General features: G+C 56.7%; 23 protein-coding genes, 1 tRNA gene and 1 pseudogene. 11 read left to right on the top strand and 14 right to left on the bottom strand.

Translation table 11 applies throughout. The features are described 5' to 3' along the window. The first annotated feature begins 58 nt into the window (after positions 1-58). Positions 59-490: an NUDIX domain-containing protein gene (locus tag PQR63_RS12725; protein ID WP_408168249.1), complete on the top strand. Its 432-nt coding sequence runs from the start codon at positions 59-61 to the stop codon at positions 488-490. A 68-nt stretch (positions 491-558) separates the two neighbouring features. Here the strand turns inward: PQR63_RS12725 and yacG are convergent, their stop codons facing one another. The 7 genes and pseudogenes from yacG to PQR63_RS12690 all read right to left on the bottom strand — a co-directional run bounded on the left by yacG (position 559) and on the right by PQR63_RS12690 (position 7229). Then, on the bottom strand, positions 559-747 hold the full coding sequence (yacG, locus tag PQR63_RS12720; RefSeq protein WP_094565632.1) for a DNA gyrase inhibitor YacG: 189 nt from the start codon (positions 745-747) through the stop codon (positions 559-561). A 19-nt stretch (positions 748-766) separates the two neighbouring features. After that, the gene (gene zapD, locus PQR63_RS12715; RefSeq protein ID WP_094565631.1) at positions 767-1522 is read right to left on the bottom strand and encodes a cell division protein ZapD; all 756 of its coding nucleotides are present in this window, start codon (positions 1520-1522) and stop codon (positions 767-769) included. Between the two features lie 141 nt (positions 1523-1663). Beyond that, entirely contained in the window at positions 1664-2308 is a 645-nt protein-coding gene (gene coaE / locus PQR63_RS12710) for a dephospho-CoA kinase (RefSeq protein WP_408168247.1), read from the bottom strand. A 13-nt stretch (positions 2309-2321) separates the two neighbouring features. Next, on the bottom strand, positions 2322-3161 hold the full coding sequence (locus tag PQR63_RS12705; protein ID WP_408168335.1) for a prepilin peptidase: 840 nt from the start codon (positions 3159-3161) through the stop codon (positions 2322-2324). Between the two features lie 50 nt (positions 3162-3211). Beyond that, positions 3212-4438, bottom strand: a complete 1227-nt coding sequence (locus PQR63_RS12700; RefSeq protein ID WP_408168246.1) for a type II secretion system F family protein — start codon at positions 4436-4438, stop codon at positions 3212-3214. Between the two features lie 37 nt (positions 4439-4475). Next, positions 4476-5672 (bottom strand): annotated as a pseudogene (locus tag PQR63_RS12695) (ATPase, T2SS/T4P/T4SS family); the annotation flags it as partial. 255 nt (positions 5673-5927) lie between these two features. Further along, positions 5928-7229, bottom strand: a complete 1302-nt coding sequence (locus PQR63_RS12690; protein ID WP_408168245.1) for an HlyC/CorC family transporter — start codon at positions 7227-7229, stop codon at positions 5928-5930. A 927-nt stretch (positions 7230-8156) separates the two neighbouring features. Between PQR63_RS12690 and PQR63_RS12685 the strand changes: the two genes are divergently transcribed. The 4 genes from PQR63_RS12685 to PQR63_RS12670 all read left to right on the top strand — a co-directional run bounded on the left by PQR63_RS12685 (position 8157) and on the right by PQR63_RS12670 (position 12925). Continuing rightward, on the top strand, positions 8157-9305 hold the full coding sequence (locus PQR63_RS12685) for a hypothetical protein (protein ID WP_408168244.1): 1149 nt from the start codon (positions 8157-8159) through the stop codon (positions 9303-9305). Next, positions 9296-10468 carry a hypothetical protein gene (locus PQR63_RS12680; protein ID WP_408168243.1) on the top strand — a complete coding sequence of 391 codons (1173 nt, stop codon included), beginning with the start codon at positions 9296-9298 and terminating at the stop codon, positions 10466-10468. Before PQR63_RS12685 ends, PQR63_RS12680 begins: the two co-directional genes overlap by 10 nt. 116 nt (positions 10469-10584) lie before the next feature. After that, positions 10585-11205, top strand: coding sequence for a hypothetical protein (locus tag PQR63_RS12675; RefSeq protein WP_408168242.1), 621 nt, complete (start codon positions 10585-10587; stop codon positions 11203-11205). A gap of 34 nt (positions 11206-11239) precedes the next feature. Beyond that, positions 11240-12925, top strand: coding sequence for a CsgG/HfaB family protein (locus PQR63_RS12670; protein ID WP_408168241.1), 1686 nt, complete (start codon positions 11240-11242; stop codon positions 12923-12925). 217 nt (positions 12926-13142) lie between these two features. Here PQR63_RS12670 and PQR63_RS12665 read toward each other — a convergent pair. Then, a tRNA-Pro gene (locus PQR63_RS12665) sits at positions 13143-13219 on the bottom strand. A gap of 22 nt (positions 13220-13241) precedes the next feature. Next, positions 13242-14231 (bottom strand): octaprenyl diphosphate synthase, encoded by a 990-nt coding sequence (gene ispB / locus PQR63_RS12660; RefSeq protein ID WP_408168240.1) that lies wholly within the window; start codon positions 14229-14231, stop codon positions 13242-13244. A 273-nt stretch (positions 14232-14504) separates the two neighbouring features. On the opposite strand from ispB, the gene rplU reads away from it, so the two are divergent. The 4 genes from rplU (at position 14505) to proB (ending at position 17915) form a co-directional block, all read left to right on the top strand. Then, the gene (gene rplU / locus PQR63_RS12655) at positions 14505-14816 is read left to right on the top strand and encodes a 50S ribosomal protein L21 (protein ID WP_007878066.1); all 312 of its coding nucleotides are present in this window, start codon (positions 14505-14507) and stop codon (positions 14814-14816) included. A gap of 35 nt (positions 14817-14851) precedes the next feature. After that, positions 14852-15121: a 50S ribosomal protein L27 gene (gene rpmA / locus PQR63_RS12650; RefSeq protein ID WP_050479025.1), complete on the top strand. Its 270-nt coding sequence runs from the start codon at positions 14852-14854 to the stop codon at positions 15119-15121. A 402-nt stretch (positions 15122-15523) separates the two neighbouring features. After that, a complete protein-coding gene (cgtA, locus tag PQR63_RS12645; RefSeq protein WP_408168239.1) occupies positions 15524-16633 on the top strand; it encodes an Obg family GTPase CgtA in 1110 nt (369 codons plus the stop codon). 163 nt (positions 16634-16796) lie between these two features. After that, positions 16797-17915, top strand: a complete 1119-nt coding sequence (gene proB / locus PQR63_RS12640; RefSeq protein WP_094565623.1) for a glutamate 5-kinase — start codon at positions 16797-16799, stop codon at positions 17913-17915. A 79-nt stretch (positions 17916-17994) separates the two neighbouring features. Here proB and PQR63_RS12635 read toward each other — a convergent pair whose 3' ends face one another. Together PQR63_RS12635 and PQR63_RS12630 are read right to left on the bottom strand one after the other, a co-directional pair. Beyond that, positions 17995-18570, bottom strand: coding sequence for a CNP1-like family protein (locus PQR63_RS12635; protein WP_408168238.1), 576 nt, complete (start codon positions 18568-18570; stop codon positions 17995-17997). Between the two features lie 5 nt (positions 18571-18575). After that, positions 18576-19169, bottom strand: coding sequence for an RNA pyrophosphohydrolase (locus PQR63_RS12630; RefSeq protein WP_408168237.1), 594 nt, complete (start codon positions 19167-19169; stop codon positions 18576-18578). A gap of 249 nt (positions 19170-19418) precedes the next feature. Here PQR63_RS12630 and PQR63_RS12625 point away from each other — a divergent pair, with 249 nt between their 5' ends. Beyond that, on the top strand, positions 19419-21143 hold the full coding sequence (locus PQR63_RS12625; protein ID WP_408168236.1) for a proline--tRNA ligase: 1725 nt from the start codon (positions 19419-19421) through the stop codon (positions 21141-21143). Between the two features lie 17 nt (positions 21144-21160). Then, the gene (locus PQR63_RS12620; protein ID WP_408168235.1) at positions 21161-21775 is read left to right on the top strand and encodes a lytic transglycosylase domain-containing protein; all 615 of its coding nucleotides are present in this window, start codon (positions 21161-21163) and stop codon (positions 21773-21775) included. 213 nt (positions 21776-21988) lie between these two features. Here the strand turns inward: PQR63_RS12620 and PQR63_RS12615 are convergent, their stop codons facing one another. The 3 genes from PQR63_RS12615 to ffh form a co-directional block, all read right to left on the bottom strand. Further along, entirely contained in the window at positions 21989-22441 is a 453-nt protein-coding gene (locus PQR63_RS12615; RefSeq protein WP_408168234.1) for a hypothetical protein, read from the bottom strand. A 262-nt stretch (positions 22442-22703) separates the two neighbouring features. Further along, positions 22704-23165 carry an SWIB/MDM2 domain-containing protein gene (locus tag PQR63_RS12610; protein ID WP_408168233.1) on the bottom strand — a complete coding sequence of 154 codons (462 nt, stop codon included), beginning with the start codon at positions 23163-23165 and terminating at the stop codon, positions 22704-22706. A 258-nt stretch (positions 23166-23423) separates the two neighbouring features. Continuing rightward, entirely contained in the window at positions 23424-24791 is a 1368-nt protein-coding gene (ffh, locus tag PQR63_RS12605) for a signal recognition particle protein (protein WP_408168232.1), read from the bottom strand. Between the last annotated feature and the right edge of the window lie 31 nt (positions 24792-24822).

Raw genomic sequence — 24822 nt, 5'->3', positions numbered from 1 at the left:
TGCATCCAAACCGTTCCCGGCACTACGCGGGGGCGGAAATAATCTATAACACGCTCCTATGACTGTTGCATCCGAAACAATGGCGGCACCGATCGCAGCTCCCATCGATGTTGCCGTCGGTATCCTGATGAAGCCGAACGGCGATGTCTTGCTGGGCCAGCGCCCGGAAGGCAAGCCGTATGCGGGTTACTGGGAATTTCCGGGTGGCAAGGTCGAGGGTGGCGAGTCGATTCTGGATGCGCTCAAGCGCGAGTTTCTGGAAGAACTGGGTATCGAAGTGATCTCGGCTGAGCCGTGGTGCGGCGTGCAGCACGTCTATCCGCACGCCCACGTGCGTTTGCATTTTTACATCAGCCGGGAATGGCGCGGTGAGCCGCAAAGTCTGGAAGGGCAGGCGTTTGCCTGGCAAGGAAGCGTCGAAGTCGAGCCCTTGTTGCCGGCGACGATACCTCTGATTGAATGGATTGATAAGTTGCGTCTGCCGCTATAAGGCAGGGGATAGAGTCTGGCTCTGTAATACCGGGTGCCCGCTCAATCCAGATCTTTCTTTCTCTTTTTTTATTGCACCGACGAATTGTCTTCGTCCTGCTCCTGAGGCAGGTTGACGGCAGGGATCGCGTATTTCTCTTCAGCCCATGCGCCGAGATCGATTTGTTTGCAGCGTTCCGAGCAAAACGGACGGAATTTGTTCTTTTCAGTCCATTCCACCTTGGTGCCGCATGTTGGGCAGTCGACGATTGTTGCCATTACATCTACCTCTAAAGCCTTAAAAACCGCAAAGCGCCAGTTCAAATGGCACTTCGCCTTCAAACGCCTTGGGTTTCATATCACCATCTTGCGAGGTGAATCTTACCCAAAGCATGTATTTATTCGCTGAAATTTCCGGAATGGCACCCAACTCTTCGTCCAGCACCAGACGCAGCATCTGATAAATCTTTCCTTGCAGCATTTGCTGGTAGCTACCGCCATCGGCGTTGATCTTGACCGCATGGCCCGACTCACGCAGCAGGCGCATGACGATGGTCACTGCGTCAAACAGGGGGACCAACGGTGCAAACCAGTTGGAAATATCGTTGAAGCGCTGCTCAGCCGTGCGTTGCTGCCAGGCGTAATAGGACGGCAAATCGAATTCGCAGGCGCCGCCCGGGATGATCGTGCGGCCGCGGATGCTCATCAGCCACTCGTTTTCGCGAATATTCTGTCCAGTCCGTCCCTGTGAGGCCGCCAGCGCGATGCAGGCACGATCGACTTCACCGAGGATCGCATTGAGCATGTCGGGTTCGACGTTGGGATTGGACTGATAAGCCAGCAGGATTTGCTTCTGGCGTTCCAGTTCTTGCAGCAGATCGGATTTGAGGTCGGCGCGTCCTGCTACTTCGAGCATCTCGAAAATAGTAGAGAGGGCGACATGATGTTGCAGCGGGCTTTCCTGATGCAGGAAGAACACGAATTTCTCGTGCAGATCCTCCAACCGCAACAGCGTGCGAATACGCTCGTTGAAAGGGTATTCGTAAACGATCAAAGCTGCGTCCCTTTAAAGTTGAACCGGATTCGACAACGCGCTTTATGAATATGTCTTGAAATATCGAAGCGATATTGAAGATATTGCCGATATTGATAAGGCGCGCTTAATTTACGTGATTCTGACCCATGCAGCGGAAAATTACAAATGATCACCACTATTTGTTTTTGCGAGCGATAGATAGCGAGCATACAGCGCTGCAATTTGCGGTATCAATGCAGTCGTGTCGAGATTGTTTTCAATGACGTCATCTGCCGCAGCGAGTCGTTCAGCGCGCGTCGCCTGTGCCGCCATGATCGCCTCGACTTGCGCGCGGGACATGGCGTTGCGTTGCATGACGCGGCTGATTTGCACCTCTTCGCTGCAGTCGACAACGAGGATGCGCGAGGTGCGGTTGCGCCACTGTTGCGATTCCACCAGCAGCGGCACAACGAAGATCAGATAATCGCCGCGCGCTTCGGCTGCGGCACGCGCGGTTTCGCTGCGGATCAGCGGATGCAGGATGGATTCCAGCTGTTTTCTGGCATCGACATCGGTGAAGACGTGTGCGCGCATTTTGGCGCGATCCATCGCCCCTTCGGCGGTGATGAAGTCATCGCCGAATGACGTGCGAATGGCCGCAATCGCAGCACCGCCGGGCACGGTCAGTTGATGGGCAATGGCATCGGTGTCGATAATGGCGGCGCCGAGTTCGCCAAACAGATTGGCGACGGTGGTTTTGCCGCTGCCGATTCCACCGGTCAGGCCGATGGAAAAGGGCGCTTGTTGTGTGGAGGAAGAAGTCATCTCGATAGCGCCATCAATACAAGCCGGAATACAAAAATGATTTGCCGTACAGCAGCATCAGCATACCCGCTATTGCCAGATACGGTCCAAAAGGCAGCGTCTGATCAGCGGCTTTTCGTTTCATCAAGACCATGGCGATGCCGATGACGGCACCGAGGCAGGACGCCAGCAGCAGAATAAACGGCAACGCTTGCCAGCCAAGCCATGCGCCCAACGCAGCCATCAGTTTGAAGTCGCCGTAACCGATGCCTTCTTTGTTCGTGATCAGCCGAAAAATCCAATAGACCGCCCAGAGGGAGAGGTAGCCTGCTGCGGCGCCTGATACGGCATCGCTGAGAGGGACGAAGCAGCCGTTCAGGTTGATCAGGAGGCCCAGCCATAACAATGGCAGCGTCAGGCTGTCGGGCAAGAGCTGCGTTTGCGCATCGATGACGCTAAGGGCAATCAGAAAATAAGCAAACAGGAGCGCCGCCAGGCCTGCCGTACCAAGACCGAAGTGCCAGCCCAGCCAGGCCGACATGAGCGCACTGAAAATTTCCACCAGTGGATAACGTAAGGAGATTGTCGCCGCACATCGCACACAGCGGCCACGCAACAGCACATAGCCAGCCACGGGAATGTTGTATCCACCGGGAACCGGCGCCGCGCAATGCGGGCATGCCGAGCGCGGTGTCAACAGGTTGTAGCGATCGGTATGGGGTGGGGCTTGTCCGGCTTCCTGGGCGAGATAGTTGTCTGCTTCACGCTGCATCATCTTCGGCAAGCGATGGATGACGACGTTCAGAAAACTGCCGATCAATAGCCCGATGCACGCGGCAATCAAGGCCGCAAGCGGACTGCCGCCCCGATGCATGTCGGCGGATAGGTGCGATTGCAGCAGTGGTTCCAGCAGCGTGTCCAGCATCAGATAACGGATCCCAGTTTGAAAATAGGCAAATACATGGCAATCACCAGACCGCCGATGACGATGCCCAAGACCACCATGATAAAGGGTTCCATGAGATTGGAGAGCGAAGCGACAGCCTCCGTCACTTCAAGGTCATAGAAGTCGGCGACTTTAAGCAGCATTTGATCGAGCGTGCCCGATTCCTCGCCGATGGCAACCATCTGCCCCACCATGCCGGGAAACAACCCTGTCTGTTCGATGGCGGCGGTCAGGCTGGTGCCGCCAGAAACCTGATGCCGGACGGCAGTGGTGGCATCGGCATAGACGGCGTTGCCTGCCGCGGCGGCAACCGCTTGCAAAGCATCAATCAAGGGAATACCTGCGCCGAACAATGTGGCCAGGGTACGGCTCCAGCGGGCAACCGTTGCTTTACGGACCAGTTCGCCGAAGGCAGGCAGCCTGAGCAGAAAACGATCCGTCCGCGCTTGCCACAAGGCTGAGCGACGCCATGTTCGTACGCTCCAGCCGCCGACGATGGCCAATGAGGCCGCCAATGCCCACCAATATCGCGCCATGAAATCCGACAGTGCGATGACGACGCGGGTCGGCATAGGCAATTCGGCGCCGAAGCTGCTGAAGACGTCTTTGAAGGTCGGCACCACCCAAATCATGATGACGCACGTCACCAGAACGGCTACCGTCACGATGGCTGCGGGGTAGGTTAGTGCTGCGCGTACTTTGCTCTTGAGCGCCAGCGTTTTCTCCTGGTAATTCGCCAGGCTGTCGAGCAACTCGTCCAGGAGGCCAGCTTCTTCGCCGGCAGCAATCAGGTTGCAGAATAGCGTGTTGAAATAGCGTGGATGGCGAGCGAAGGCTTGATTAAGGCTGGTGCCGCTTTCGACGTCGGTGCGCAAATTCAGGATCAGTCGCGCCAGCGCCGGATTGGTCTGGCTGCGCGCGACGATACTGAGTGCCTGCAGCAGCGGCACACCGGCCTTGAGCATGGTCGTCAACTGACGCGTGAAGAGCGCGAGCTCCTTTTCCCGAATTTTGCTGTCGCGCTGAATGCGCTTCTTTTTGATGGATATGGCCTGGATGCCTTGACGGCGCAAGGTGGCGCGGACGACCGTGGTGCCGCTGGCAGGCATCTCTCCACGCGTGAGTCTGCCGCTGCGATCCTTGCCTTCCCAGGCATACAGCGTGGTGCGGCGTCGTGAGGGAGGTAGGCGTGATGATGTCGCCATGAGCGGTGCTTCCTGTAGTTTTTGTAGCCGATGGCCGTCAGAGATTGGTGCAGGCGATGATTTCTTCGAGGCTCGTGACGCCATCGCGGACTTTTCTCAGTCCTGCCTGCCGCAGGCTGAGTACACCTTCCTTGCGCGCCTGTGTTTCGATTTCCAGTGTCGAGCCATGCGTGAGGATGAGCCGCTCAATCGCTTCGCTGATGGGCATGACCTGATAGACGCCGATACGCCCTTTGTAGCCGGTGTTGCTACAGCGCGGGCAGCCAGCGGGGCGGTACAGTGGCCAATTGTTTTGCACGTCGGCCTCGGCGAATCCGGCCTCGCGCAACATACCGGTACGCAATGCCTCGTCCGGGAGATGCGCGGCCTGCTTGCAGCTGCATAGTCGGCGAACCAATCTCTGCGCAGTGATCATGATCACAGAGGAGGCGATGTTGAAGGCCGGCACGCCCATATTCAGAAGCCGTGTCAGTGTCGACGGGGCGTCGTTGGTATGCAGCGTGGAGAGTACCAGATGGCCTGTCTGTGCGGCTTTGACGGCGATGTCGGCGGTTTCAAGATCGCGGATCTCACCGACCATGACAATGTCCGGATCCTGGCGCAGAAAGGCGCGCAAGGCCACCGGAAACGTCAGTCCCGCGCGCTCGTTGACGTTGACCTGATTGATGCCGGGCAGGTTGATTTCAGCCGGATCTTCGACGGTGGAAATGTTGGCGCCGGGTTGGTTCAGCAGATTCAGGCAGGCGTATAGCGAGACCGTTTTGCCCGCGCCGGTCGGCCCGGTCATGAGCACCATGCCATATGGTCGGCGAATGGCTTGCAGGAGCGCTTCCTTTTGCACGGCATCGTAGCCGAGGACATCGATGCCCAGTTGCGCCTGGCTCGCATCAAGCACGCGCATGACGATCTTTTCACCAAACAGCGTCGGCAAAGTGGAGACCCGAAAATCCACGGCGCGCGTCTTGGATAGCGTCAGCTTCATGCGTCCGTCTTGCGGGACGCGTTTTTCCGCAATGTCGAGATTGGCGAGGATCTTGATGCGCGAAGACAGCCGGTCTTTCATCGCCAGTGGCGGTTCGAGCATGTCGCGCAACTGGCCGTCAATGCGAAAACGGATGCGATAGAACTTTTCGAACGGTTCGAGATGCAAGTCGGATGCACCCAGGCTGATGGCGTCGAGCAGGATCTTTTGCAGATAGTGAACGACTGATGTGTCGTCGGTATCGTGGACTGCTGAACGTGTTGGCGGTGTTGGTGCTGACGCGGATGGAGGTGTTGACTGCGTTGATAGTGCTGACGGTGTTGAATGCGGATGCATGGCCGGGATCTTGATCAGGCGGGCGATCCGGGCCGGAGGCCGCCATCAGCATTCGCTTCAGGCCGGCGTGTCCATGTCGGGTCGCTTCTATGAATTTTGGGGATTCAAGGGACTTCTCATAGAGAAGCGGAAGCGCTCGATCATGAAGACGAGGTACAGCTTTGTATATCGTTATTGTTCGGCTTTCACTGCTTTCGTACCTTTCGGCACGATCAGTTTGACGACCTTGATCGCCTGGTTTTGCACCTGAATGATTTCGATGATGCAGCCTGCAATCTTGACCGACACGTTGGCTTCGGGAATGTCCTGCAGCCATTCCAGCAACAGGCCATTGAGCGTCTTGGGGCCGTCCAGCGGCAGGCTCAGACCGAGGCGCTTGTTGATGTCGCGCAGGGTGGTGGCGCCCTCCAGCAGGCATTCGCCGTCTTCATTCCAGTTGAAGCTATCGGCGCGCGCCGCACCGGGAACGGAGGTGGTGAACTCGCCGATCATTTCCTCGATGATGTCTTCCAGCGTCACCAGACCTTGCACTTCGCCATATTCATCGACGATGATGCCCAGACGTTCGTGGTTTTCCTGGAAGTATTGCAACTGCGTGAAGACGTCCGTGTCTTGCGGGATGAAGTAGGGCGCGCTTAGCAGTGGGCGAATGTCATCGCTGGAAATTTCTTCTTCCTGGCTGAACAGAGTGACCACCTTGCGCACATGCAGGATGCCGACGATCTGATTGATTTCACCTTCGTACACCGGCAGTTTGTTGTGATAACAGGTAGCCAGCTGGTGGCGGATCTCATCGATGGAAACCGACAGGTTCAGCGCCTCGACCTGGGCGCGTGGCGTCATCACGTCCTCAACCGATATTTTTTCCAGGTCGAACAGATTGAGCAAGATGCTCTTATGTTTTTGCGGGATGAAATTACCGCCTTCCAGCACGATCGAGCGCAGCTCTTCCGGCGACAGGCGCTGATCATGGGAGCGGCCGCTGGCCTTGATGTGCATGATGCGCAGAATCGAGGACACGATGATGTTGACCACCCACAGCAGCGGCTTGGCCAGCGCCATCAGCGGCTTGAGGACGAAGCTGGTGAACAGCGAGATCCGCTCGGGGAAGGTGGCGCCGATGATTTTCGGCACGATTTCCGCAAAAATGATCAGCAGGCCGGCCACGCAGGCAGTGGCGAGGGTGATGACCTTCTCGTGATTGCCAAATGCCGAAATCGCCAGTGCGGTCACCAGCGCCGTTGCCAGCGCGTTGATCAGCGTATTGGCGATCAGAATCAGCGACAGCAGTTTGTCGGTGCGTTCAAGCAGCCAGAGAATGGTAATCGCACGCCTGTTGCCGTGCTTGGCTAAATGCCTGAGGCGATGCCGGTTGGCAGCCATCAAGGCAGTCTCGGTCATGGAAAAGAAAGCCGAGCAAAGAATCAGAAGTGCCAGTGCAAGAATTTGCACCCATATGGGCACGGTATCCAAAGGGTCACCCTGAGGTAGTTGATGTGATTTTCGTTTTGTTTCGTTTTGGTCGGGGTGAGAGGATTCGAACCTCCGGCCTCTACGTCCCGAAAAATGCGTACAGCAATTGAGCCCCTTTAACCAACGGGGATTTAAACCTGGGTACTACACTTAATGGGGGGCGTCAGGGCAGTCCCAAAAACAAAGATTAGGCTCAAGTCGGCTGGAATTTTACCATCGTTTTTATTTTCTTTATCCGGCGGTAAGATCATCAACTTGTTCTATGCCTGGTAATGCCACGTTGACCATTTCGACCTTCTGCTTAGGGTCACAAGCAGAATTGTGTCCTAAACGCGGATCAATTCTCGATGCAAATTATGCGGCTAATGTAGTGCTCTCTGTCTGGGCCACGGCTAGAGAATGAAGTGATACGTTTGTCGAGCCTTCTCAGTAGGAGCGACACCATGTCAGCAAGAGGGGCATATCGGCGGCGCAGCCTGCAATTCAAGATTCAGATTTGCAATGACGTTCGCAGCGATAAGCTCGGGCGGCGAGAGGCGCTCAAGGTTCACAATTTGTCGGCCAATCTGATGCAGATGTGGCTAGGACTGTTTGAGCGCGGTGAGCCGGGTCTGGCATTGGAGGTTTGCCATCTTGTTTATTTCAGTTACGTGAAATTTACGTAACTATGTTGGCAAACACGAGGGGCGATGTTAATGTATCGCAAAATATTTAAAGCTCAGGAACAGATCGGTACTATCAGGGAAGTCTATTCGTTTCAGTCAGGCTGCGGCAATAGTTACGGTCAAGCCGGATCGGCCTTCCATCAATAATTCAACATATCTTTGACGATCTCAATGTCGTTTGGCGCTCGTTGTTCGCTGCGCGGCATCAACCACTGGGGGGTGGGTGATTTACTTCAAACTTTCCGCATGGCGGCTGGGCTCCATGCTGCTTCTGTTTCTTGCATCTCCGTTAATCTGGGCTCAGCAACCGGTCGATGTTGCTTTCGCCGGATTCGCCTTTTCGGGTGCCCAAAGTACGATCGAGGCTCGCTTTCCTTACTCGCAGCGCTATGAGGCTGCGCAGAAAAGCGCCGGCACGCCCATCTACCAATTGCTGATGCGGCAGTTGCAGGCCAACCCGCCGGCTAACTTCAGGATCATGTCTCAGCTCGACGAGCTCAAGGGACGTGACCAGGCTTTGGCCGTGGCGCTTGTGATCGGCAACGAGACTGTCTCCGACGAAACCTTCGGCAGCTTGCATAAGCTGATGGTGGTCATTCGCGGACAAGTGATGTTCTTCGATTTCAAGTCGATGAATGTGGTTCGCTCCTATCCGGTCAGTTTCGCCTATGTCGACGTACTGGACCATGCTGCTAGCAAGGAAGAAGTCATGGCCCGCGTCAAGCTGGTCTACGAGGGTAGCGGCGACAAGCCCGGCATCCTTGCGCGCTTCGTGAATAATGTGACCAAGGCCCAGATTCCTTCGCAGGTTACGCGCTATCTGCAGGTGACCAATCTGCGCGTGAGCCCCGAGGCGCAAGCTTTCATTCCCAGTTTCCTCAAGTCCGAACCCGGAGCCGTGGAGACCTGGGCTGCCGATCTGGTGGGCGAAGCGATCTCCACCCGTACGGGCGTGCCCATCGTGCCGTATTCCAAGGGTTACGCCATCGGCAACGTGATGTCGCTGCGTGTCTCCGACGGCACGGTGTGGGAACTCAAACTGCCCAAGCCTGACTATGAAATCACCGTCGACCTGACTGGTTTTAAGAAAATAAAGTTCAGCGAGCTCGCTGGTGGCGCGACCACCTACGTCTATGGCGCCTATGGTGCGATCCGCATCGTCGAGCCGCTGGGCAATAAGGTGTATATCGATACCGCGCTCAAGAATGGCGAGTCGCGCGTGATCCCTGCTAGCCAGCAGTACGTGGACGACTTCCCGCATTTCTACGATGCGCTCAATGGGATGTTCGTCAAGCTGGCACAGGTGATCGATGGTAAGGGGGATGAAAAGTGGCTCAAGAGTGCTGCCTCCGCCAGTGCGATCGAACAGCAGATTGTACAAACCAAGGAGTTGATGAAGTCATGCAAATAATCCGATACCTCATTGCGCTGATGATCGCCGTCCTGGTGCTGCCTGCCAGCGCTCAGGTCCAGCAGGCGCGCGGCCAATACTCAATCAATTACAAGGAGGCGGTCGGCGTGTTCGACCGCAAGGAAGCACCGGCGGCCATCAAGCAGAAGGCGCGCCAGGAGGCTGCGCTCAAGGCTGTCGAGACCTATTTTGCCGAGGCGGGACAATCCGAGTCGGCCAACTTCGACGTCATCCGCGCCAAGATTCTCGAAAACCAGGATCGCTACATCCTGGATACCACGGTGCTATCGGAAACCGACGATCCCAAGGATCTCCAATACACCGTAGCAGTACGTATCTCGCTGAACGTGGCCAATCTGCGCAATGCCGTCCAGGCAACATCCGCTATCGGGAAGTCGGCGCAAAACGAAAAATCAGCCATGAGCTTCGTCTTCGTCTCACGCCAGGTGGATTCCGCCAAGTCCTACGATGATCGCGTCTACAAGCGTCAAGACAAATCGGCGCAAGTAGCCGGTTCATCGGTCAACAAGGGCAGCTACAAGGAGTCCACCAGCGAAGGTGAGTCGGTGGGCAAGTCTCGAATCAGCACCAATGGGGCCGTGTCGCGTGAGACCGGTCAGAGTGTCGATGTGTCGGTCAAGAGCACATTCACTTCCGAAACCGGGGGCAGCACTACCCGTAAAGCAACCGAAACGACCTGGCGTGTACTTCCCAGCGCCAATCTGAACCAGGTATTCGTCTCCAAGTTCTCGCAGGCTGGCTACGATGTGATCGAGGCCGCCATGGTTGAGTCGCCCGTGTTCAAGATTGCCAACATTGAGGCTGACTACAAGTCCGGAAATGATCTGCAACCGCAAACTCTGCGTGCCATCGCGACCGGCATGAAAGAAAACCAGATTCCCTATATTGCCTTGGGTACGCTGGACGTTGGCTTGCCGGAAAAGGATCCACAGACAGGCCTCATGCGCGTTGCCGTGACCGTCAATGCCAAGGTGTGGGATGTGACCAAGCCTATTCCGCGCACACGCGTGGCCGTTGGGCCGGTGGCCTATGCCGGTGTTGGTCCGACTGAAGACGAGGCTCGCGGTAATGCACTCAAGTCCGCAGCCAGCAACGCCGCGCAAGAACTCTCCAGTCGTATGACGACAATGGGCTTGCGTTGACGTCTTTTCTCCGGCCTGGCTGCACCAAAGCAATGATGCTGTCCGGGTCGGGATGTATCAATTTTCATTGCTTCTCGCTGTTTATCCCGTTTGCCTATCCATCAAGGAATAAAATCATGAAAAAAATCCTCGCCCTCGCTGTAGTTTCCCTAGCCATCGCACTGCCGATGACTGCTTCTGCCCAGTTCGGCAACCTGCTGGGCGGCAACAAGTCTTCCTCCGGCGGCGGTGCCGACCTGTCTGGTCTGCAGACCCAATTGGTGCGTAACTATGCGGCGGCCGGCAAGGATGTTCTGGTTGCCAATGGTCACATCGGCGATGCGCTGGGTATCAAGCTCCAATCTATCGATGCCTCGGCTACATCTGATTCTCTTTCGGCCAGTGACCTCGAAAGCCGCGACAAAGCCATCAGTGCAAACGCCCAGTCTGTCTCGGACGCACTCAAGAAGGGGGCAACGCTGAAGGATGGCGAAGCCAAGAAGACGTATGCGAAGGGCTTGCTGTCCCTGGCGATCGGTCTGAAGAAGTACATCGGTCTACGCAGCGACGCCCAAAATTTTGCGAATGGCCTGACCAGCGCATCGCCACTGCAACTGCCGGGTCTGCAGGCAGGTGCTTATGTAGCCAAAACCCTGCCTTCCAGCGTTTCCACCCTGACCGACGTGCTCAAGAATGCGGTCGACTTCGCCAAGAGCAATGGCGTGGCAGTGCCGGCTGACGCTACCAGCGTTCTCTGATTCCTGATCATCGCATCCGACAAGAGAGTTTGATATGCAGCGACGAATTGCAGTGGGTGTTATTGCGTTGACGATAGCTCTGCTGTCGGCGTGCGATAAAAAGGAAGAGCCGAAGAAGGTTGTCGAACCGGCGCCGAGCGCGGCTGAGCAGCCCAAGCGTAGCTCGCCTGATTTCGGAGGCGTTACCAAGGTCAGCCGAGAGGTGGAGGCAGTGGGCAGTACGCTGGAACTGGCCGTCGTTTCCGCCTTGCAGTCTGCCGTGGCGCAAGTCAATGGCGTGCAGGTCGCTAGCCAGTTGCAAAGCCTGCGCCAAGGGCTGGACGTGTCTGTGGATGGGCAGAAGGCCGCGTCGGTGCGTGCCGATGCCTTCGTGCAGAGGATGGTGGCTGGCTCCCAGGGTACGGTGCTCGGTTACGAGGTCCTATCCCAAGAAGAAGTCGACAAGCTCGATGAGGAGACCGTGGCCAAGGTACGCGCCAGCGATGGCGGCTATCGTTATTCGGCATCGTCCTCCTCCGACAGCAGCGTGAAGGTCAAGGCTAGCGGTGATAGCAACGCCAGCGCGGGTGACGCCCGCGCCCGCGCCTCGGGTTCGTATTCTGGTTCGGCGTCATCGAGCGAATCGGCTGATGTCGATATCAAGAAAGGGGCCAGTTCCTATTCGTCCGACGTCAGTCACAAGAAGATGCATAGTTACTGGAAGGTCAAGCTGCGCGCCGAGATTGCCCAATACAAGGCAGCTGATGAAAAAGGCCAGCCCAAGATTGTGGTGGTGCTGCCCAAGACCATGGTCGAGAGATATCCTGTCGGCGACAGCAATGTTGCTGCGGACGAAGTGGCCCGTGCCGTGCGCGGCCGCTTGTCCGACATTCTCACGCAGACCAAGCGCTTCATTGTTCTGGATCGTGAGTTTGGTGCCGACATGCAGGCCGAGATCGACCACATCAACAGTGGCAATGTACGCGCGCAGGACAGCGCGCGTATCGGGCAGCAGCTGGCAACGGATCTGTTGTTAATCCCGACCATCGAACGTTTCGAATACCCCAAGTCGGTACGCAAGCTGCGCATGTCTGATCGCGAACTGGTTTCCTATTCGGGCGGTGGGCGCATCACGCTGCGCTTGGTCAATGCTGCGACCGGGCAGGTGGTGATGTCGCAGAGTTTCGAGCACAGACTGGCCGATGCTGATCCCAGCACCATGCCGCGCGTGATCGATGGCAAGAACATGGCCGCCAGCATGATGGATTCGCTCGCTGGTCAGATCGGTGGTGCCATTGTCACGGAAATCTTCCCTGTGTCGGTGGTGTCGCTCGATGGTGATCAGGCGGTATTGAGCCAGGGTGGAGAGTCGTTACAGGTAGGCCAGCGTTGGAAGGCGGTCTATCTGGGCGAAGAGCTGAAGGATCCGCAGACCGGGAATTCGCTGGGGCGCAAGGAGACACCGGTGGGCGTGATCCACATTGATCGCGTCGCATCGCAGACTTCCTACGGTACCGTTGAGGAGGGGGGGAAGCTTAGTGACAAGCCCTTCAAGCCCGGTATCATCGAATTGCGTGGTCAGTTGGGCAAGGCTTCGGCAGCTGGCAAGGATGCTTCGGCGCAAGCTGCGGGCGCATCGTCAGTCGCGACGCCGGCCAAGAGCAAGAGTGCCAAGCCTGCAGCGGTGGAGGCACCCAAGGCAGCTAAGGCCAGCGAGCCTGTCAAGGACGATAAGTGGTAATCGGTGGAGTGTGGCTCGATGCGGTGAAATGGAACTTGGCCACGAAGGTGCCAGCGTCGAATAATATCTAGTTCTTGTCGTATGGTTATATTCTATTTTTCGAGCACTTATTGCTAAGCAAGCAGGGTGCATAGGTGAAATTCGGACATTTGCTACTGGTTACCTCACAAATAAAAACAGCGAGTTGAATAACTCGCTGTTTTTATTTGGGAATTCTTGGTCGGGGTGAGAGGATTCGAACCTCCGGCCTCTACGTCCCGAACGTAGCGCTCTACCGGGCTAAGCTACACCCCGACTGCCCGCATCATTTATTGTATTAATGATTACGGTCCACCGCGAAAGCGGATAATTCTAGCAAAGAATTTTTGTACTTGCTATCCGGCAGCGAGGCAATGGCATCACTCGCGCGGCGGCTTGCTTTTTGCGCTTCCTGACGTGTGTAATCCAGTGCGCCCGAGTTCGTAATTGCGGCAAGAATTTGATTGAAATGCTGCTCGTCGCCGTTCTCGATACAGCTGCGCACCAGCTCGCGTTGTTCCGGTGTGCCGTTCTCCATCAGATAGATCAGCGGCAGGGTTGGTTTGCCTTCGCGCAAGTCGTCGCCGACGTTCTTGCCGATTTCGGCAGCGTTGCCGGAGTAGTCCAGCACGTCGTCGATCAGTTGGAATGCGGTGCCCAACGAACGGCCGTATTCGCCGGCGGCTTGAATGCCGGCTTCGTCCGCGCCGGAGATCAGCGCGCCGAGTTGTGCGGCGGCTTCAAACAGCTTGGCAGTCTTGGAGCGGATCACGCGCAGGTAATCGGCTTCGTTCACATCCGGGTTGTGCATGTTCAGCAGTTGCAGCACTTCGCCTTCGGCAATCACGTTGGTGGCGTCGGCCACGATTTGCATGACGCGGGCGTTACCGACTGTGACCATCATCTGGAAGGCGCGCGAATACAAGAAGTCGCCCACCAGCACCGAAGCGGCATTGCCGAACAGGGCATTGGCGGTTTGCTTGCCGCGGCGCAACGAGGATTCGTCGACCACGTCGTCGTGCAGTAGCGTCGCGGTGTGAATGAATTCGATCACTGCCGCCAGTGAATGATGCGCTGTGCCCTGATAAGAGTAAGCATTGGCGATGAGCAACACGAGAACAGGCCGGATGCGCTTGCCGCCGGCGCTGATGATGTATTCGGAAACCTGATTCACCAGCGGGACTTCGGAATAAAGTTGCTGACGAATAACGGTGTTGACCGCGCCCATGTCGGCAGCTATCGGGTCAATGAAGGAATTTGGCGTAGCGGATTGGAGAGCGGCGGACAAGGCTGAACCTGTGAAAAATCAAGATTGCCGTGATTATACGATGACAAACGTGAAGGTAAGTGCGCTTGCGAATGTATCGCATTGTACTTTTCGCCGAGCGGAATTGCCGTATTGCCATTTTCTCCGGGTGTTGCGCGGGAATGTCAAGACCTTTTGACGAGGGGGCTAAGTCTATGTATAATTGGAGGTTTTCCCGATTCGAAAGCCGCTTTTCATAGGGCAGCCGCTGGGGGAGAAAAAGAAAATTTTTTCATTCATTCGATGAGGTTTCACATGTACGCGGTCATAAAAACCGGCGGCAAACAATATAAAGTTGCCGCTGGTGAAAAACTTAAAGTAGAACAGATACCGGCAGACATTGGCTCCCAAATCACTTTGGATCAAGTGCTCGCAGTGGGCGCAGGCGATACCGTTAAATTCGGTGCGCCTTTGGTCGAGGGTGCAACGGTGCTGGTTACTGTCATAGCGCAGGGTCGCCACGACAAGGTCAAGATCTTCAAAATGCGTCGTCGTAAGCATTATCAGAAGCGTCAAGGCCATCGCCAGAATTACACCGAACTGCAAATCGTCTCGATCAACGCTTAATCGCGTAGGTCAAACTAGATACAAGGAGCTATTAAATGGCACATAAAAAAGGCGGCGGCACTACGCGCAACGGCCGTGATTCAGAGTCGAAACGACTCGGCGTCAAGGTCTATGGCGGTCAAGCGATCAACGCTGGCGGCATCATCATTCGTCAACGCGGCACCAAGGTTCACCCTGGTGAAAACGTCGGCATGGGCAAGGACCACACTCTGTTCGCATTGACAGAAGGTAAAGTCCAGTTCGTGATCAAGGGCGTTGCGAAGCGTCAGTACGTGACTGTTGTTGCTGCTGCAGCTGCTGCTTAAGTTTCAAACTGAGTTTTATAACTCAGTTTCGACTTGAGTCCTGCACATCAGTGACTACATAGAGTACATAAGGCGCAAGCCTTAGCAAAAGTTTGTTTAAGGCTCTGCCTCTGGTAGAGCCTTTTTTAGTTTTAAGCTTGTCTGTTTTGTATTCATCCTGCAGCGCGCAGGGCCTCCGCCCGGTACATTTTTCTGACCAGCGGCACGGCTGACGCGACTGTACTTGTAGCTTCAGGAATCTCTGCCTAAGCTACCCGTGTTCCGATCTCGTGGCCCCTTATTGATTATTGAGGCGCCTCTGCCGTTCGGGCACTGTCTCCGGCGACCGGTCTTCATTGATGCTTACCGCTTGCCAGGTTATTTAAGCAGAGCTTCTTATTTTTTAAGTTAGCGGTAACAATCATGAAGTTTATCGACGAAGCAAAGATCGAACTGATCGCAGGCGATGGCGGCAACGGTGTCGCCAGTTTTTGCCGTGAAAAATTCCGTCCTTTCGGCGGCCCTGACGGCGGCGACGGCGGCAAGGGCGGCAGTATCTGGGCCGTGGGCGACCGTAACGTCAACACCCTGATCGACTATCGTTATTCCAAGCTGCATAAAGCACGCAACGGCGAAAATGGTCGCGGCTCCGATTGCTACGGCAAAGGCGCTGATGATATTTTCCTGCGCATGCCGGTCGGCACCTTGATCGTTGACAACGTCACCGGCGAGCACATTGCCGACCTGACCGAACACGAGCAGGTTGTGCTGCTGGCGCAAGGCGGCGAAGGCGGCTGGGGCAACATCCACTTCAAGACCTCCACCAACCGCGCTCCGCGTCAAAAGACCGAAGGTAAAGAAGGTCAGCGCCGCGAATTGCGCCTCGAGTTGAAGGTGCTGGCGGACGTCGGTCTGCTGGGCATGCCGAACGCCGGCAAGTCGACTTTCATTTCCGCTGTCTCGAACGCGCGTCCAAAGATCGCCGACTATCCATTTACCACTCTGCATCCGAACCTGGGTGTGGTGCGCGTGAGCCATGAAAAGAGCTTCGTCATCGCAGACATCCCGGGTCTGATCGAAGGCGCTGCTGACGGTGCCGGCTTGGGTGTTCAGTTCTTGCGTCATTTGCAACGTACCGGCTTGCTGTTGCACATCGTTGATCTGGCGCCGTTTGAAGATACGGTCGATCCCGTCAAGGAAGCCAAAGCCATCGTCAAGGAGCTGCAAAAGTACGATGACTCGCTGTTCGAGAAGCCGCGCTGGCTTGTGCTCAACAAACTCGACGTCGTGCCGGAAGCCGAACGTGCAAAACGCGTCAAGGATTTCGTCAAGCGTTTCGGCTGGAAGGGCCCGGTCTTCGAAATCTCTGCGCTGACCCGCGATGGTTGCGAAGATCTGATCACGGAAATCTATGGCTATCTGGAAACCAAGCGCAATCAGGAGCACCGCGCCGAAGAAACCCAGATGACCGAAGAAGCCCGCGGTATCTCCTCCATCGATCCGGATGATCCACGCTTCAAGGTTCTCGACTGATTATCAGTTGCTCAGCCGATTAGTGGTTACCGGTCGCCCTCTAAGTGGCCGGTAAATCGTTTACTATCTTGTTCTCGATACCTGTCCGTCGACACTGCCTCTCACAGCGCCAGTGCCGGCGGATAGTTGAATTGCCGTTCCGGCGCGACTTTCCGATAACAACATGCATTCCGTGATACAACAAGCCAAGCGGCTGATCATCAAAGTTGGTTCATCGCTCGTGACAAATGATGGCAAAGGCCTCGATGCCGCCGCCATCGCCAAATGGGCAGAGCAAATTGCGCACTTGCGCACGCTGGGCAAGGAAGTGGTGCTGGTCAGCTCGGGCGCCATTGCCGAGGGCATGCAGCGCCTTGGCTTCGAACGCCGTCCGACCGGTGTACATGAGCTGCAAGCGTGCGCTGCCGTCGGTCAAATGGGCTTGGCGCAAATCTACGAAAGCAGTTTTCGCGCACATCAGCTCGGCACCGCGCAGGTATTGCTGACGCACGCCGATCTTGCTGATCGAGAGCGCTATCTGAATGCGCGCTCCACGCTCTTTACGCTGCTGCAATTCGGCGTTATTCCCATCATCAATGAAAACGACACTGTCGTTACCGACGAAATCAAGTTCGGCGACAACGACACGCTCGGCGCGCTCGTCGCCAATCTGATCGAAGCCGACGCACTGATCATTTTGACCGACCAGCGTGGACTCTATACCGCTGATCCGCGTCGTGATCCGGATGCGCAATTTGTTCATGAAGCCAAAGCCGGCGATTTGTCGCTGGAAGCCATGGCAGGCGGCGCCGGTACCGGTATCGGTCGCGGCGGCATGCTCACCAAGATTCTCGCGGCAAAGCGTGCAGCGACCTCCGGCGCGCATACCGTGATTGCTTGGGGGCGCGAAGATCGCGTCCTGAGCCGCCTGGCCGCCGGTGAAGCAATCGGTACGCAGCTCACCGCGCAGACCGCGCAACTGACCGCGCGCAAGCAGTGGATGGCGGATCATCTGCAAACTGCCGGTCGCGTTGTACTGGACAATGGCGCCGTGCAAAAGCTGACGGCAGAAGGCAAGTCGCTGTTACCGATCGGCGTGACGGAAGTCGGCGGTGAGTTTGGTCGTGGCGACGTCATCACTTGCGTGGATGCATCCGGCAAGGCGATTGCGCGCGGCATCAGCAACTACGCCAGCTCGGATGCGCGACGTATCGTGCGGCATCCATCTTCCGAGATTCTTTCCATTCTGGGGTTTGTGGAAGAGCCGGAGCTGATCCATCGCGACAATCTGGTTCTGCTGTGATTCGGTAATAAAAAATCAGCAGGCAAAAACAAAACGGGCGCAGTGTTCAACTGCGCCCGTTTTGCATTGTCTTCGTCGTTTAGCGACTGGATTCGCGTGCCGGGTCCAGCATGCGGTTGTCGCGCAGGCGTTCGTAAATAGCCTTCTGATTGCCGGCGAGCATGCCGTTCTGACAGAGATAGCCCTTGTACAGAGCGGCGTCCTGGTGATTGGCGCCGGCGTCCTTGATCCGTGTCCACTTGTCCTGGCGCGAACGCGACCATTTGCCGTCAGCGTGACCGAAGGCGTACCACTTGACCTCGTAGGTTTCGCAGCGAATGCCTGCGTAGATGATATTGGTCGCGCCACCATCGGACTTGGTCACCATGGTGTAACGGATAACGTTGTCGCTGCCGATGGAGAACGATTTGAGATCGACATAAGACTTTGACAAGGTGGTCGGGCCGACATAAAACTCGGCCAGATTTTCCTGCACCGGATTTGGTGGCAACTGCACGGCAATTTCTTGCCATGGCTTTTCTTCATCATCGAATTCTTCATCGAAGGTGCCGAGTTGCTGAGCAAAGCTGAGCGAAGCCGAACACAGCAGCAGGCCTGCGGTCAGGGCGCGGGCAAGCCGGCGTGCAGCTTGGGTAGTCCAGAAGCGTTGGGGCATGAAGTTCACTTAGTGGTGGGCGGATTGGCGGATCCGCAAGGATCTGCCTCTGTGGCGTTGTCCGGGTGATCCGATGGCAAGTGGGTGTTCTTGCCTTGCGCATCCGGACGGCGATGTGTTGCCTGCGGGCGGGCCAGGAAGCGTGATAATTCCTTGAGCGCTTGTTGATACACGTCGCGTTTGAATTCAATGACCACGTCCAGCGGCACCCAATAGTCGTGCCAACGCCAGGCATCGAACTCGGGGTGCGAAGTCAGGCGCAGGTTGACGTCGCAATCGCGGCCGACCATGCGCAACAGGAACCAGATTTGTTTTTGCCCGCGATAATGGCCGCGGATTTCACGCTTGATAAAATGATCAGGAACCTCATAGCGCAGCCAGTCGCGGGTGCGACCGATGATCTTGACGTGTTCCGCTTTCAGGCCGATTTCTTCTTCCAGTTCGCGAAACATCGCTTGTTCCGGAGTTTCGCCATGTTTGATTCCGCCTTGCGGAAATTGCCACGAATGTTCCTTAACCCGCTTGCCCCACCATACCTCATTCTGGGCGTTAAGCAGGATGATGCCGACGTTCGGGCGGAAGCCTTCTCGATCCAGCATGTTGGTACCTCAAAACTTTCTGCGGCAGGGCTTCCTCTTTTGCCCAATCCGGTCTACGCCGCCAATGGCTAAATCATTGGCAGCGATCACCTGCATCGGGTGCGGCATTGGATGCATCAGGTGCTCGCGCATCTGCATGAGATGTGCGTGAAACAGCGATCAATTGTGCAAAGAGTGGGCGCATCAGCCAGCTAATCCTTTAAAATTACGTTGATTATAACCCTCCTCTTTTAAAAAGAACTCATCGTCATGCGCGCCTCCCGATTTTTTATTTCCACCTTGAAAGAAGCTCCTTCCGACGCCGAAATCGTCAGCCACAAGCTGATGATGCGGGCCGGTATGATCAAGCGGCTCGGCTCCGGCATCTATACCTACATGCCGATGGGCCTGCGTGTGATCCGCAAGGTGGAAGCGATCGTGCGTGAAGAAATGAACCGCTCCGGTGCCGTCGAACTGCTGATGCCGGTGGTCCAGCCGGCCGAGCTGTGGCAGGAAACCGGCCGCTGGGACAAGATGGGGCCTGAGCTGATGCGCGTGAAGGATCGCCATGGCCGCGACTTTGCTATCCAGCCAACGTCGGAAGAAGTCGTCACCGACGTCGCTCGCACCGAGTTGCGCAGCTACAAGCAATTGCCGGTCAACTTCTATCACATCCAGACCAAATTCCGCGACGAGCGCCGTCCGCGTTTCGGTCTGATGCGTGGCCGTGAATTCACGATGAAGGACGCCTACTCCTTTGACCGCGATGTCGACGGCCTGAAGAAGTCCTACCAAATCATGTATGACGCCTACGTCCGCGTTTTCACGCGTTTCGGCCTGCAGTTCCGTGCCGTGGCCGCCGACAATGGCGCCATCGGCGGTTCCGGTTCGCACGAGTTCCACGTCATCGCCGCCACCGGCGAAGATGCGCTGGTGTACTGCCCGACTTCCGACTACGCCGCCAACATGGAAGCCGCTGAAGCCGTCGCCGTCAACGCCACATGCGGTGTAGCCACCGAAGCGCTGACCAAGACCGCGACGCCGGGCAAAGCCAAGTGCGAAGCGGTGGCCGAGTTGCTGAAGCTGCCGCTGGAACGCACCATCAAGTCCATCGTCCTGACCGTCGAGAAAGACAAGCCGGAAGACAAGGAAGTCTGGCTGCTATTGCTGCGCGGTGATCACGAGCTCAACGAAGTCAAAGCCGGCAAGATCCCGGGCCTGGCCAATTATCGTTTCGCCAACGAAGCCGAAATCGTCGAATGGTTCGGCACGCCGCCAGGCTACCTCGGCCCGATCGGCACCAAGAAGCCCGTCAAGGTTGTTGCCGACCGTACCGTCGCCAACATGAGTGACTTCGTCTGCGGCGCCAATGAAGCGGACTTCCACTACACCGGTGCCAACTGGGGCCGCGATCTGCCTGAGCCTGTCGTCGCCGACCTGCGCAACGTCGTCGAAGGCGATGCGTCGCCGGACGGCAAGGGCGTGTTGGCGATCCAGCGCGGCATCGAAGTTGGTCACGTGTTCCAGCTCGGCACCGCGTATTCGGAGTCGATGAAGGCAACTTACCTCGACGAAGCAGGCAAGCCACAACCGTTGCAAATGGGCTGTTACGGCATTGGCGTCACCCGTATCCTGGGTGCTGCCATTGAACAGAACTTCGACGACAAAGGCATCATCTGGCCGGCCACGCTGGCGCCGTTTGAAGTGGTGCTGTGCCCGATGGGTTACGACCGCAGCGAAGCCGTCAAAACCGAGATCGACAAGCTGTATGACGCGCTGCTGGCTGCCGGCGTCGACGTCATTCTGGATGATCGCGGCGAACGTCCGGGCGCTATGTTTGCAGATTGGGAGTTGATCGGCGTGCCGCATCGCATCGTCATCGGCGACCGTGGTCTGAAAGATGGTCAGATCGAATACCAGGGTCGTCGCGACACGGCTGCAACACCGGTGCCACTGGCCGACGCGCTGGCCTTCATCAAAGGCAAGCTGGCCTGATCTGAAAGCGTAAAAGCATGCGCGCACTATGCCTGCTTCAGCTTTCGTTTCTGACCTTGGCGTGGTGCGGTAATCTGCCCGCCCACGCCGGCAATCAACAGGAAGAGCGCCTGGCCGATTCTGTCACCCTGGCCCTGGCGCAAGCGGTGGCGGACGCTCGTCCGCCGAAGCCGCAATTCAAGGATGTCGAACAGCGCATCGCCTATCTCAACTGGCTCGGCGGCATGTCTGCGCGTCTGTCCGACAAGCTGCCTGATCGCCAAGAAAGAATCGAATTTCTCGAAAGCGCCTGGTATGAAGCCACGCGCGCCGGACTCGAGCCGGCGCTGGTGCTTGGACTGATTCAGGTCGAATCGGCGTTTCGCAAATACGCGATCTCATCCGCAGGCGCCAGTGGCTACATGCAGGTCATGCCATTCTGGACGCGCGCTATCGGCGATGGTGATCGCCGCAAGCTGTTTCACATGCGTAGCAATCTGCGTTACGGCTGCGCCATTCTGCGTCTGTATCTCGATCAGGAAGGCGGGGATTACTTCATGGCGCTTGGCAAGTACAACGGCAGCCGCGGCTTGCCGGAGTATCCGACGGCGGTCTTGAATGCGAAGAAACGATGGGAGTATGCCGCACAATAACCTTCATCCCGAGTAGGGTGGGGCGGTTAAGGCCGGCATCGATTTGATGAGGTATTGCGGGCGTCGAAAGACCTCGCCACCAAATGCGGTGCGAAGAAATAATATGCCAATAAAAAGAGGGAATCTCCGCGTTCCTGCCTTGCGTTGATTCCCTCTGTCGGCGTCGCTAGTCCGTTGGCTTGCCGTGATGAAGTGTTGCGTTCCTTACTTGCCCTATTGGGAAGCCGGCACTATGGTCACTTCCTTGCGCAAGATGCCGCCGGATAGTGCATTGCCGTCAACTTCACTTGGGTTGTCGATGCGCCGTTGGCAGTCTGCCTGATCTTGTGTCGGCAATGACTTGCAGCGTTCTATCGCGTTCCGGCTGTATTGCTGGGACTGGTTAGTCTGCAGGCTGCCTTGTTTGGCCTGCTGATACGCAGCACCTGCTTCACGCAGACAAGTGGCCTTGTCCTGATTCGACTGGCCGCTGGTGCAGACCGCCTTTTCGCGCTGATATTGCGCGTCCAGTTCGGCGTTACTCTTGCCGCTTGCACCCGCTGCAAAAGCAGCGCCGGCGACCAGCAGGCCGGCGGCGGCAACGCTCAGCATGGTAGCTGTTTTACGCAGGGCGAGGTGAGCGAGAGGTTTGGTACTTTGAATAATGTTCTGATGGGGAAATGTCATGCTGGTGTCCTTTCGGGAAACGTCCGTGCAATCTAGACCGGAAGGGAAACGGCAAAGTTCACCCGGCGACAGCGATATAGCCGTCTTGTAGGAATGCACTGTCGGTGCTTGGGATTGTTCGGCGTAGTCGCAATGCGATTGTCTGGATACGCGCCATGGCAACGCGAAAATCATTGCTGAAAAACCATCGGTAGAAAACAAAAACGCCCGCGCGATGCGGGCGTTTTTGTTTTGCAAGCGAGTCTGCAAAAACCTGTATTGCTTATTTCAAATGGCCGGAAATCAGCTTGGTCATTTCAAACATCGATACCTGTTTCTTGCCGCCGAACACAACCTTCAACTTGTCATCTGCGTCGATGTTGCGTTTGTTTTCGGGGTTTTGCAGTTTGTGTTTCTTGATGTATTCCCAAACCTTCTTGGTGACTTCAGTACGTGGCAGAGGTTTGGCGCCGACGACTTCAGCCAGTGCTGCCGACGGTGTCAGCGGCTTCATGAATGCGGCGTTTGGAGTGCGCTTGACTGCTGGTTTTTTTACTGCTGGCTTGGCGGCTGCTTTTGGTGCTGCGGCTTTCTTTGGAGCGGCTGCTTTTGCTGCTGGTTTGGCGGCTGCCTTAGGAGCTGCTGCTTTCTTCGGTGCTGCGACTGCTTTCTTCGGTGCTGCTTTCGGTGCTGCTTTTGCTACGGGCTTCTTCGCTGCGGCTGCGGGTTTTTTGGCTGTGGCCATCTGTAAGCCTCCTTAATAAGGGATCAAAGCAAGGAAAGAGTTGAATGCGCAAATCACGCACCGACAATAGTGGTGCGGTTTTCCCGGCGATGCAAGTGTTTTTTAGCGGTTTTCAGAGGGAAAACACGCTATAAGTCACGACAGCTCCAAAAAACCGCTCCAGCCCTCTAAAAAAGCCGCCTGAAGCGGCTTTTGCACTTGCCTGGATCTCACCTGAAACCGGAGTTTTACCCAGTCCTTCTGCGATCTTGTGAGTGCTTAACGCATGCCGGGCATCATGCCCTTCATGCTGCGCATCATCTTCATCATGCCGCCGCCTTTGAGTTTTTTCATCATCGTTTGCATTTGCTCGAACTGGGCCAGCATGCGGTTGACTTCCTGTACCTGGACGCCGGCACCTGCGGCGATGCGGCGCTTGCGGGTGGCCTTGATCAGTTCCGGCTTGGCGCGTTCCTGCAGCGTCATCGAATTGATCATGCCTTCCATGCGGCGTACCTGTTTTTCAGCCTGATCCATATTGGCGTTGCCTGCGGCTTGCTGCATCTGTGCCGGCAGCTTGTCGAGCAGGCCGGCCATGCCGCCCATTTTTTTCATCTGGCCGAGCTGCGCTTTGAAATCGTTGAGGTCAAACTTGCCGCCGCTCTTGATCTTCTGCGCCAGATCTTGTGCAGCCGCGACGTCGACGCCTTTGCGGGCTTCTTCGACCAGCGCCAGGATGTCGCCCATGCCGAGAATACGATTGGCCATGCGGCTCGGATCGAAGGCTTCCAGACCGTCCAGCTTTTCGGCTACACCGGCGAACTTGATCGGCTTGCCGGTGATGTGACGCACCGATAGGGCCGCACCACCGCGCGAGTCGCCGTCCAGCTTGGTCAACACGATACCGGTCAGCGGCAGTGCATCGCTGAAGGCTTTGGCGGTGTTGATGGCGTCCTGACCGAGCATGGCGTCGACCACGAACAGGGTTTCGATCGGTTTGACGGCGGCGTGCACGGCGCTGATTTCCTGCATCATCGCTTCGTCGATACCGAGGCGGCCGGCGGTGTCGATGATCAGGACGTCATGGAAATGGCGCTTGGCATAATCCAGCGCAGCCAGTGCGATGTCGACCGGCTTGTCGGTGGTCTTGGTCGGAAAGAAGTCGGCGCCGGCTTGGGCGGTCACGGTTTCCAGCTGGCCGATCGCGGCGGGACGGTAGACGTCGGCGGAAACGGTAAGGACTTTTTTCTTGGTGTTCTCGCGCAGGTACTTGGCGAGCTTACCGACGGTGGTGGTTTTACCCGCACCTTGCAGACCGGCCATCAGGATGATTGCCGGTGGCTGGGTGGCGAAGTTGAGCTGCGATGCTTCCGGGCCAAGGTCGGCGCCCATCAGGCTGGCCAGTTCGCGCTGCACCACGCCGACCAGCGCCTGGCCTGGCGTCAGCGAGCCGATGACTTCTTCGCCGACGGCCTTCTCTTTGACCTTGGCGATGAACTCGCGCACGGCAGGCAGGGCAACGTCGGCCTCGAGCAGCGCCAGACGTACTTCGCGCAGCATTTCGGCGGTATTGGTTTCGGTCAGGCGCGCCTCGCCGCGCATGGTTTTGACGACTTTGGCAAGGCGTTGGGTCAGATTGTCGAGCATGATGAACCGTTAGACTTTGAAGAAAAGAGGG

It is taken from the genome of Herbaspirillum rhizosphaerae (assembly GCF_046025915.1).
Classification (GTDB): domain Bacteria; phylum Pseudomonadota; class Gammaproteobacteria; order Burkholderiales; family Burkholderiaceae_D; genus Herbaspirillum; species Herbaspirillum rhizosphaerae_A.
Note: the sequence above shows the minus strand (reverse complement) of the source record. Positions and strands in the feature narration are given on the sequence as shown.

What these genes read in the sequence shown, in the direction of transcription:
- PQR63_RS12725 (WP_408168249.1), top strand. Translation starts at nt 59, where the DNA reads ATGACTGTTGCATCCGAAACAATGGCGGCACCGATCGCAGCTCCCATC.
- yacG (WP_094565632.1), bottom strand. Translation starts at nt 747, where the DNA reads ATGGCAACAATCGTCGACTGCCCAACATGCGGCACCAAGGTGGAATGG.
- coaE (WP_408168247.1), bottom strand. Translation starts at nt 2,308, where the DNA reads ATGACTTCTTCCTCCACACAACAAGCGCCCTTTTCCATCGGCCTGACC.
- PQR63_RS12705 (WP_408168335.1), bottom strand. Translation starts at nt 3,161, where the DNA reads ATGCATCGGGGCGGCAGTCCGCTTGCGGCCTTGATTGCCGCGTGCATC.
- PQR63_RS12700 (WP_408168246.1), bottom strand. Translation starts at nt 4,438, where the DNA reads ATGGCGACATCATCACGCCTACCTCCCTCACGACGCCGCACCACGCTG.
- PQR63_RS12685 (WP_408168244.1), top strand. Translation starts at nt 8,157, where the DNA reads ATGCTGCTTCTGTTTCTTGCATCTCCGTTAATCTGGGCTCAGCAACCG.
- PQR63_RS12680 (WP_408168243.1), top strand. Translation starts at nt 9,296, where the DNA reads ATGCAAATAATCCGATACCTCATTGCGCTGATGATCGCCGTCCTGGTG.
- PQR63_RS12675 (WP_408168242.1), top strand. Translation starts at nt 10,585, where the DNA reads ATGAAAAAAATCCTCGCCCTCGCTGTAGTTTCCCTAGCCATCGCACTG.
- PQR63_RS12670 (WP_408168241.1), top strand. Translation starts at nt 11,240, where the DNA reads ATGCAGCGACGAATTGCAGTGGGTGTTATTGCGTTGACGATAGCTCTG.
- rplU (WP_007878066.1), top strand. Translation starts at nt 14,505, where the DNA reads ATGTACGCGGTCATAAAAACCGGCGGCAAACAATATAAAGTTGCCGCT.
- rpmA (WP_050479025.1), top strand. Translation starts at nt 14,852, where the DNA reads ATGGCACATAAAAAAGGCGGCGGCACTACGCGCAACGGCCGTGATTCA.
- cgtA (WP_408168239.1), top strand. Translation starts at nt 15,524, where the DNA reads ATGAAGTTTATCGACGAAGCAAAGATCGAACTGATCGCAGGCGATGGC.
- proB (WP_094565623.1), top strand. Translation starts at nt 16,797, where the DNA reads ATGCATTCCGTGATACAACAAGCCAAGCGGCTGATCATCAAAGTTGGT.
- PQR63_RS12635 (WP_408168238.1), bottom strand. Translation starts at nt 18,570, where the DNA reads ATGCCCCAACGCTTCTGGACTACCCAAGCTGCACGCCGGCTTGCCCGC.
- PQR63_RS12630 (WP_408168237.1), bottom strand. Translation starts at nt 19,169, where the DNA reads ATGCTGGATCGAGAAGGCTTCCGCCCGAACGTCGGCATCATCCTGCTT.
- PQR63_RS12625 (WP_408168236.1), top strand. Translation starts at nt 19,419, where the DNA reads ATGCGCGCCTCCCGATTTTTTATTTCCACCTTGAAAGAAGCTCCTTCC.
- PQR63_RS12620 (WP_408168235.1), top strand. Translation starts at nt 21,161, where the DNA reads ATGCGCGCACTATGCCTGCTTCAGCTTTCGTTTCTGACCTTGGCGTGG.
- PQR63_RS12615 (WP_408168234.1), bottom strand. Translation starts at nt 22,441, where the DNA reads ATGACATTTCCCCATCAGAACATTATTCAAAGTACCAAACCTCTCGCT.
- PQR63_RS12610 (WP_408168233.1), bottom strand. Translation starts at nt 23,165, where the DNA reads ATGGCCACAGCCAAAAAACCCGCAGCCGCAGCGAAGAAGCCCGTAGCA.
- ffh (WP_408168232.1), bottom strand. Translation starts at nt 24,791, where the DNA reads ATGCTCGACAATCTGACCCAACGCCTTGCCAAAGTCGTCAAAACCATG.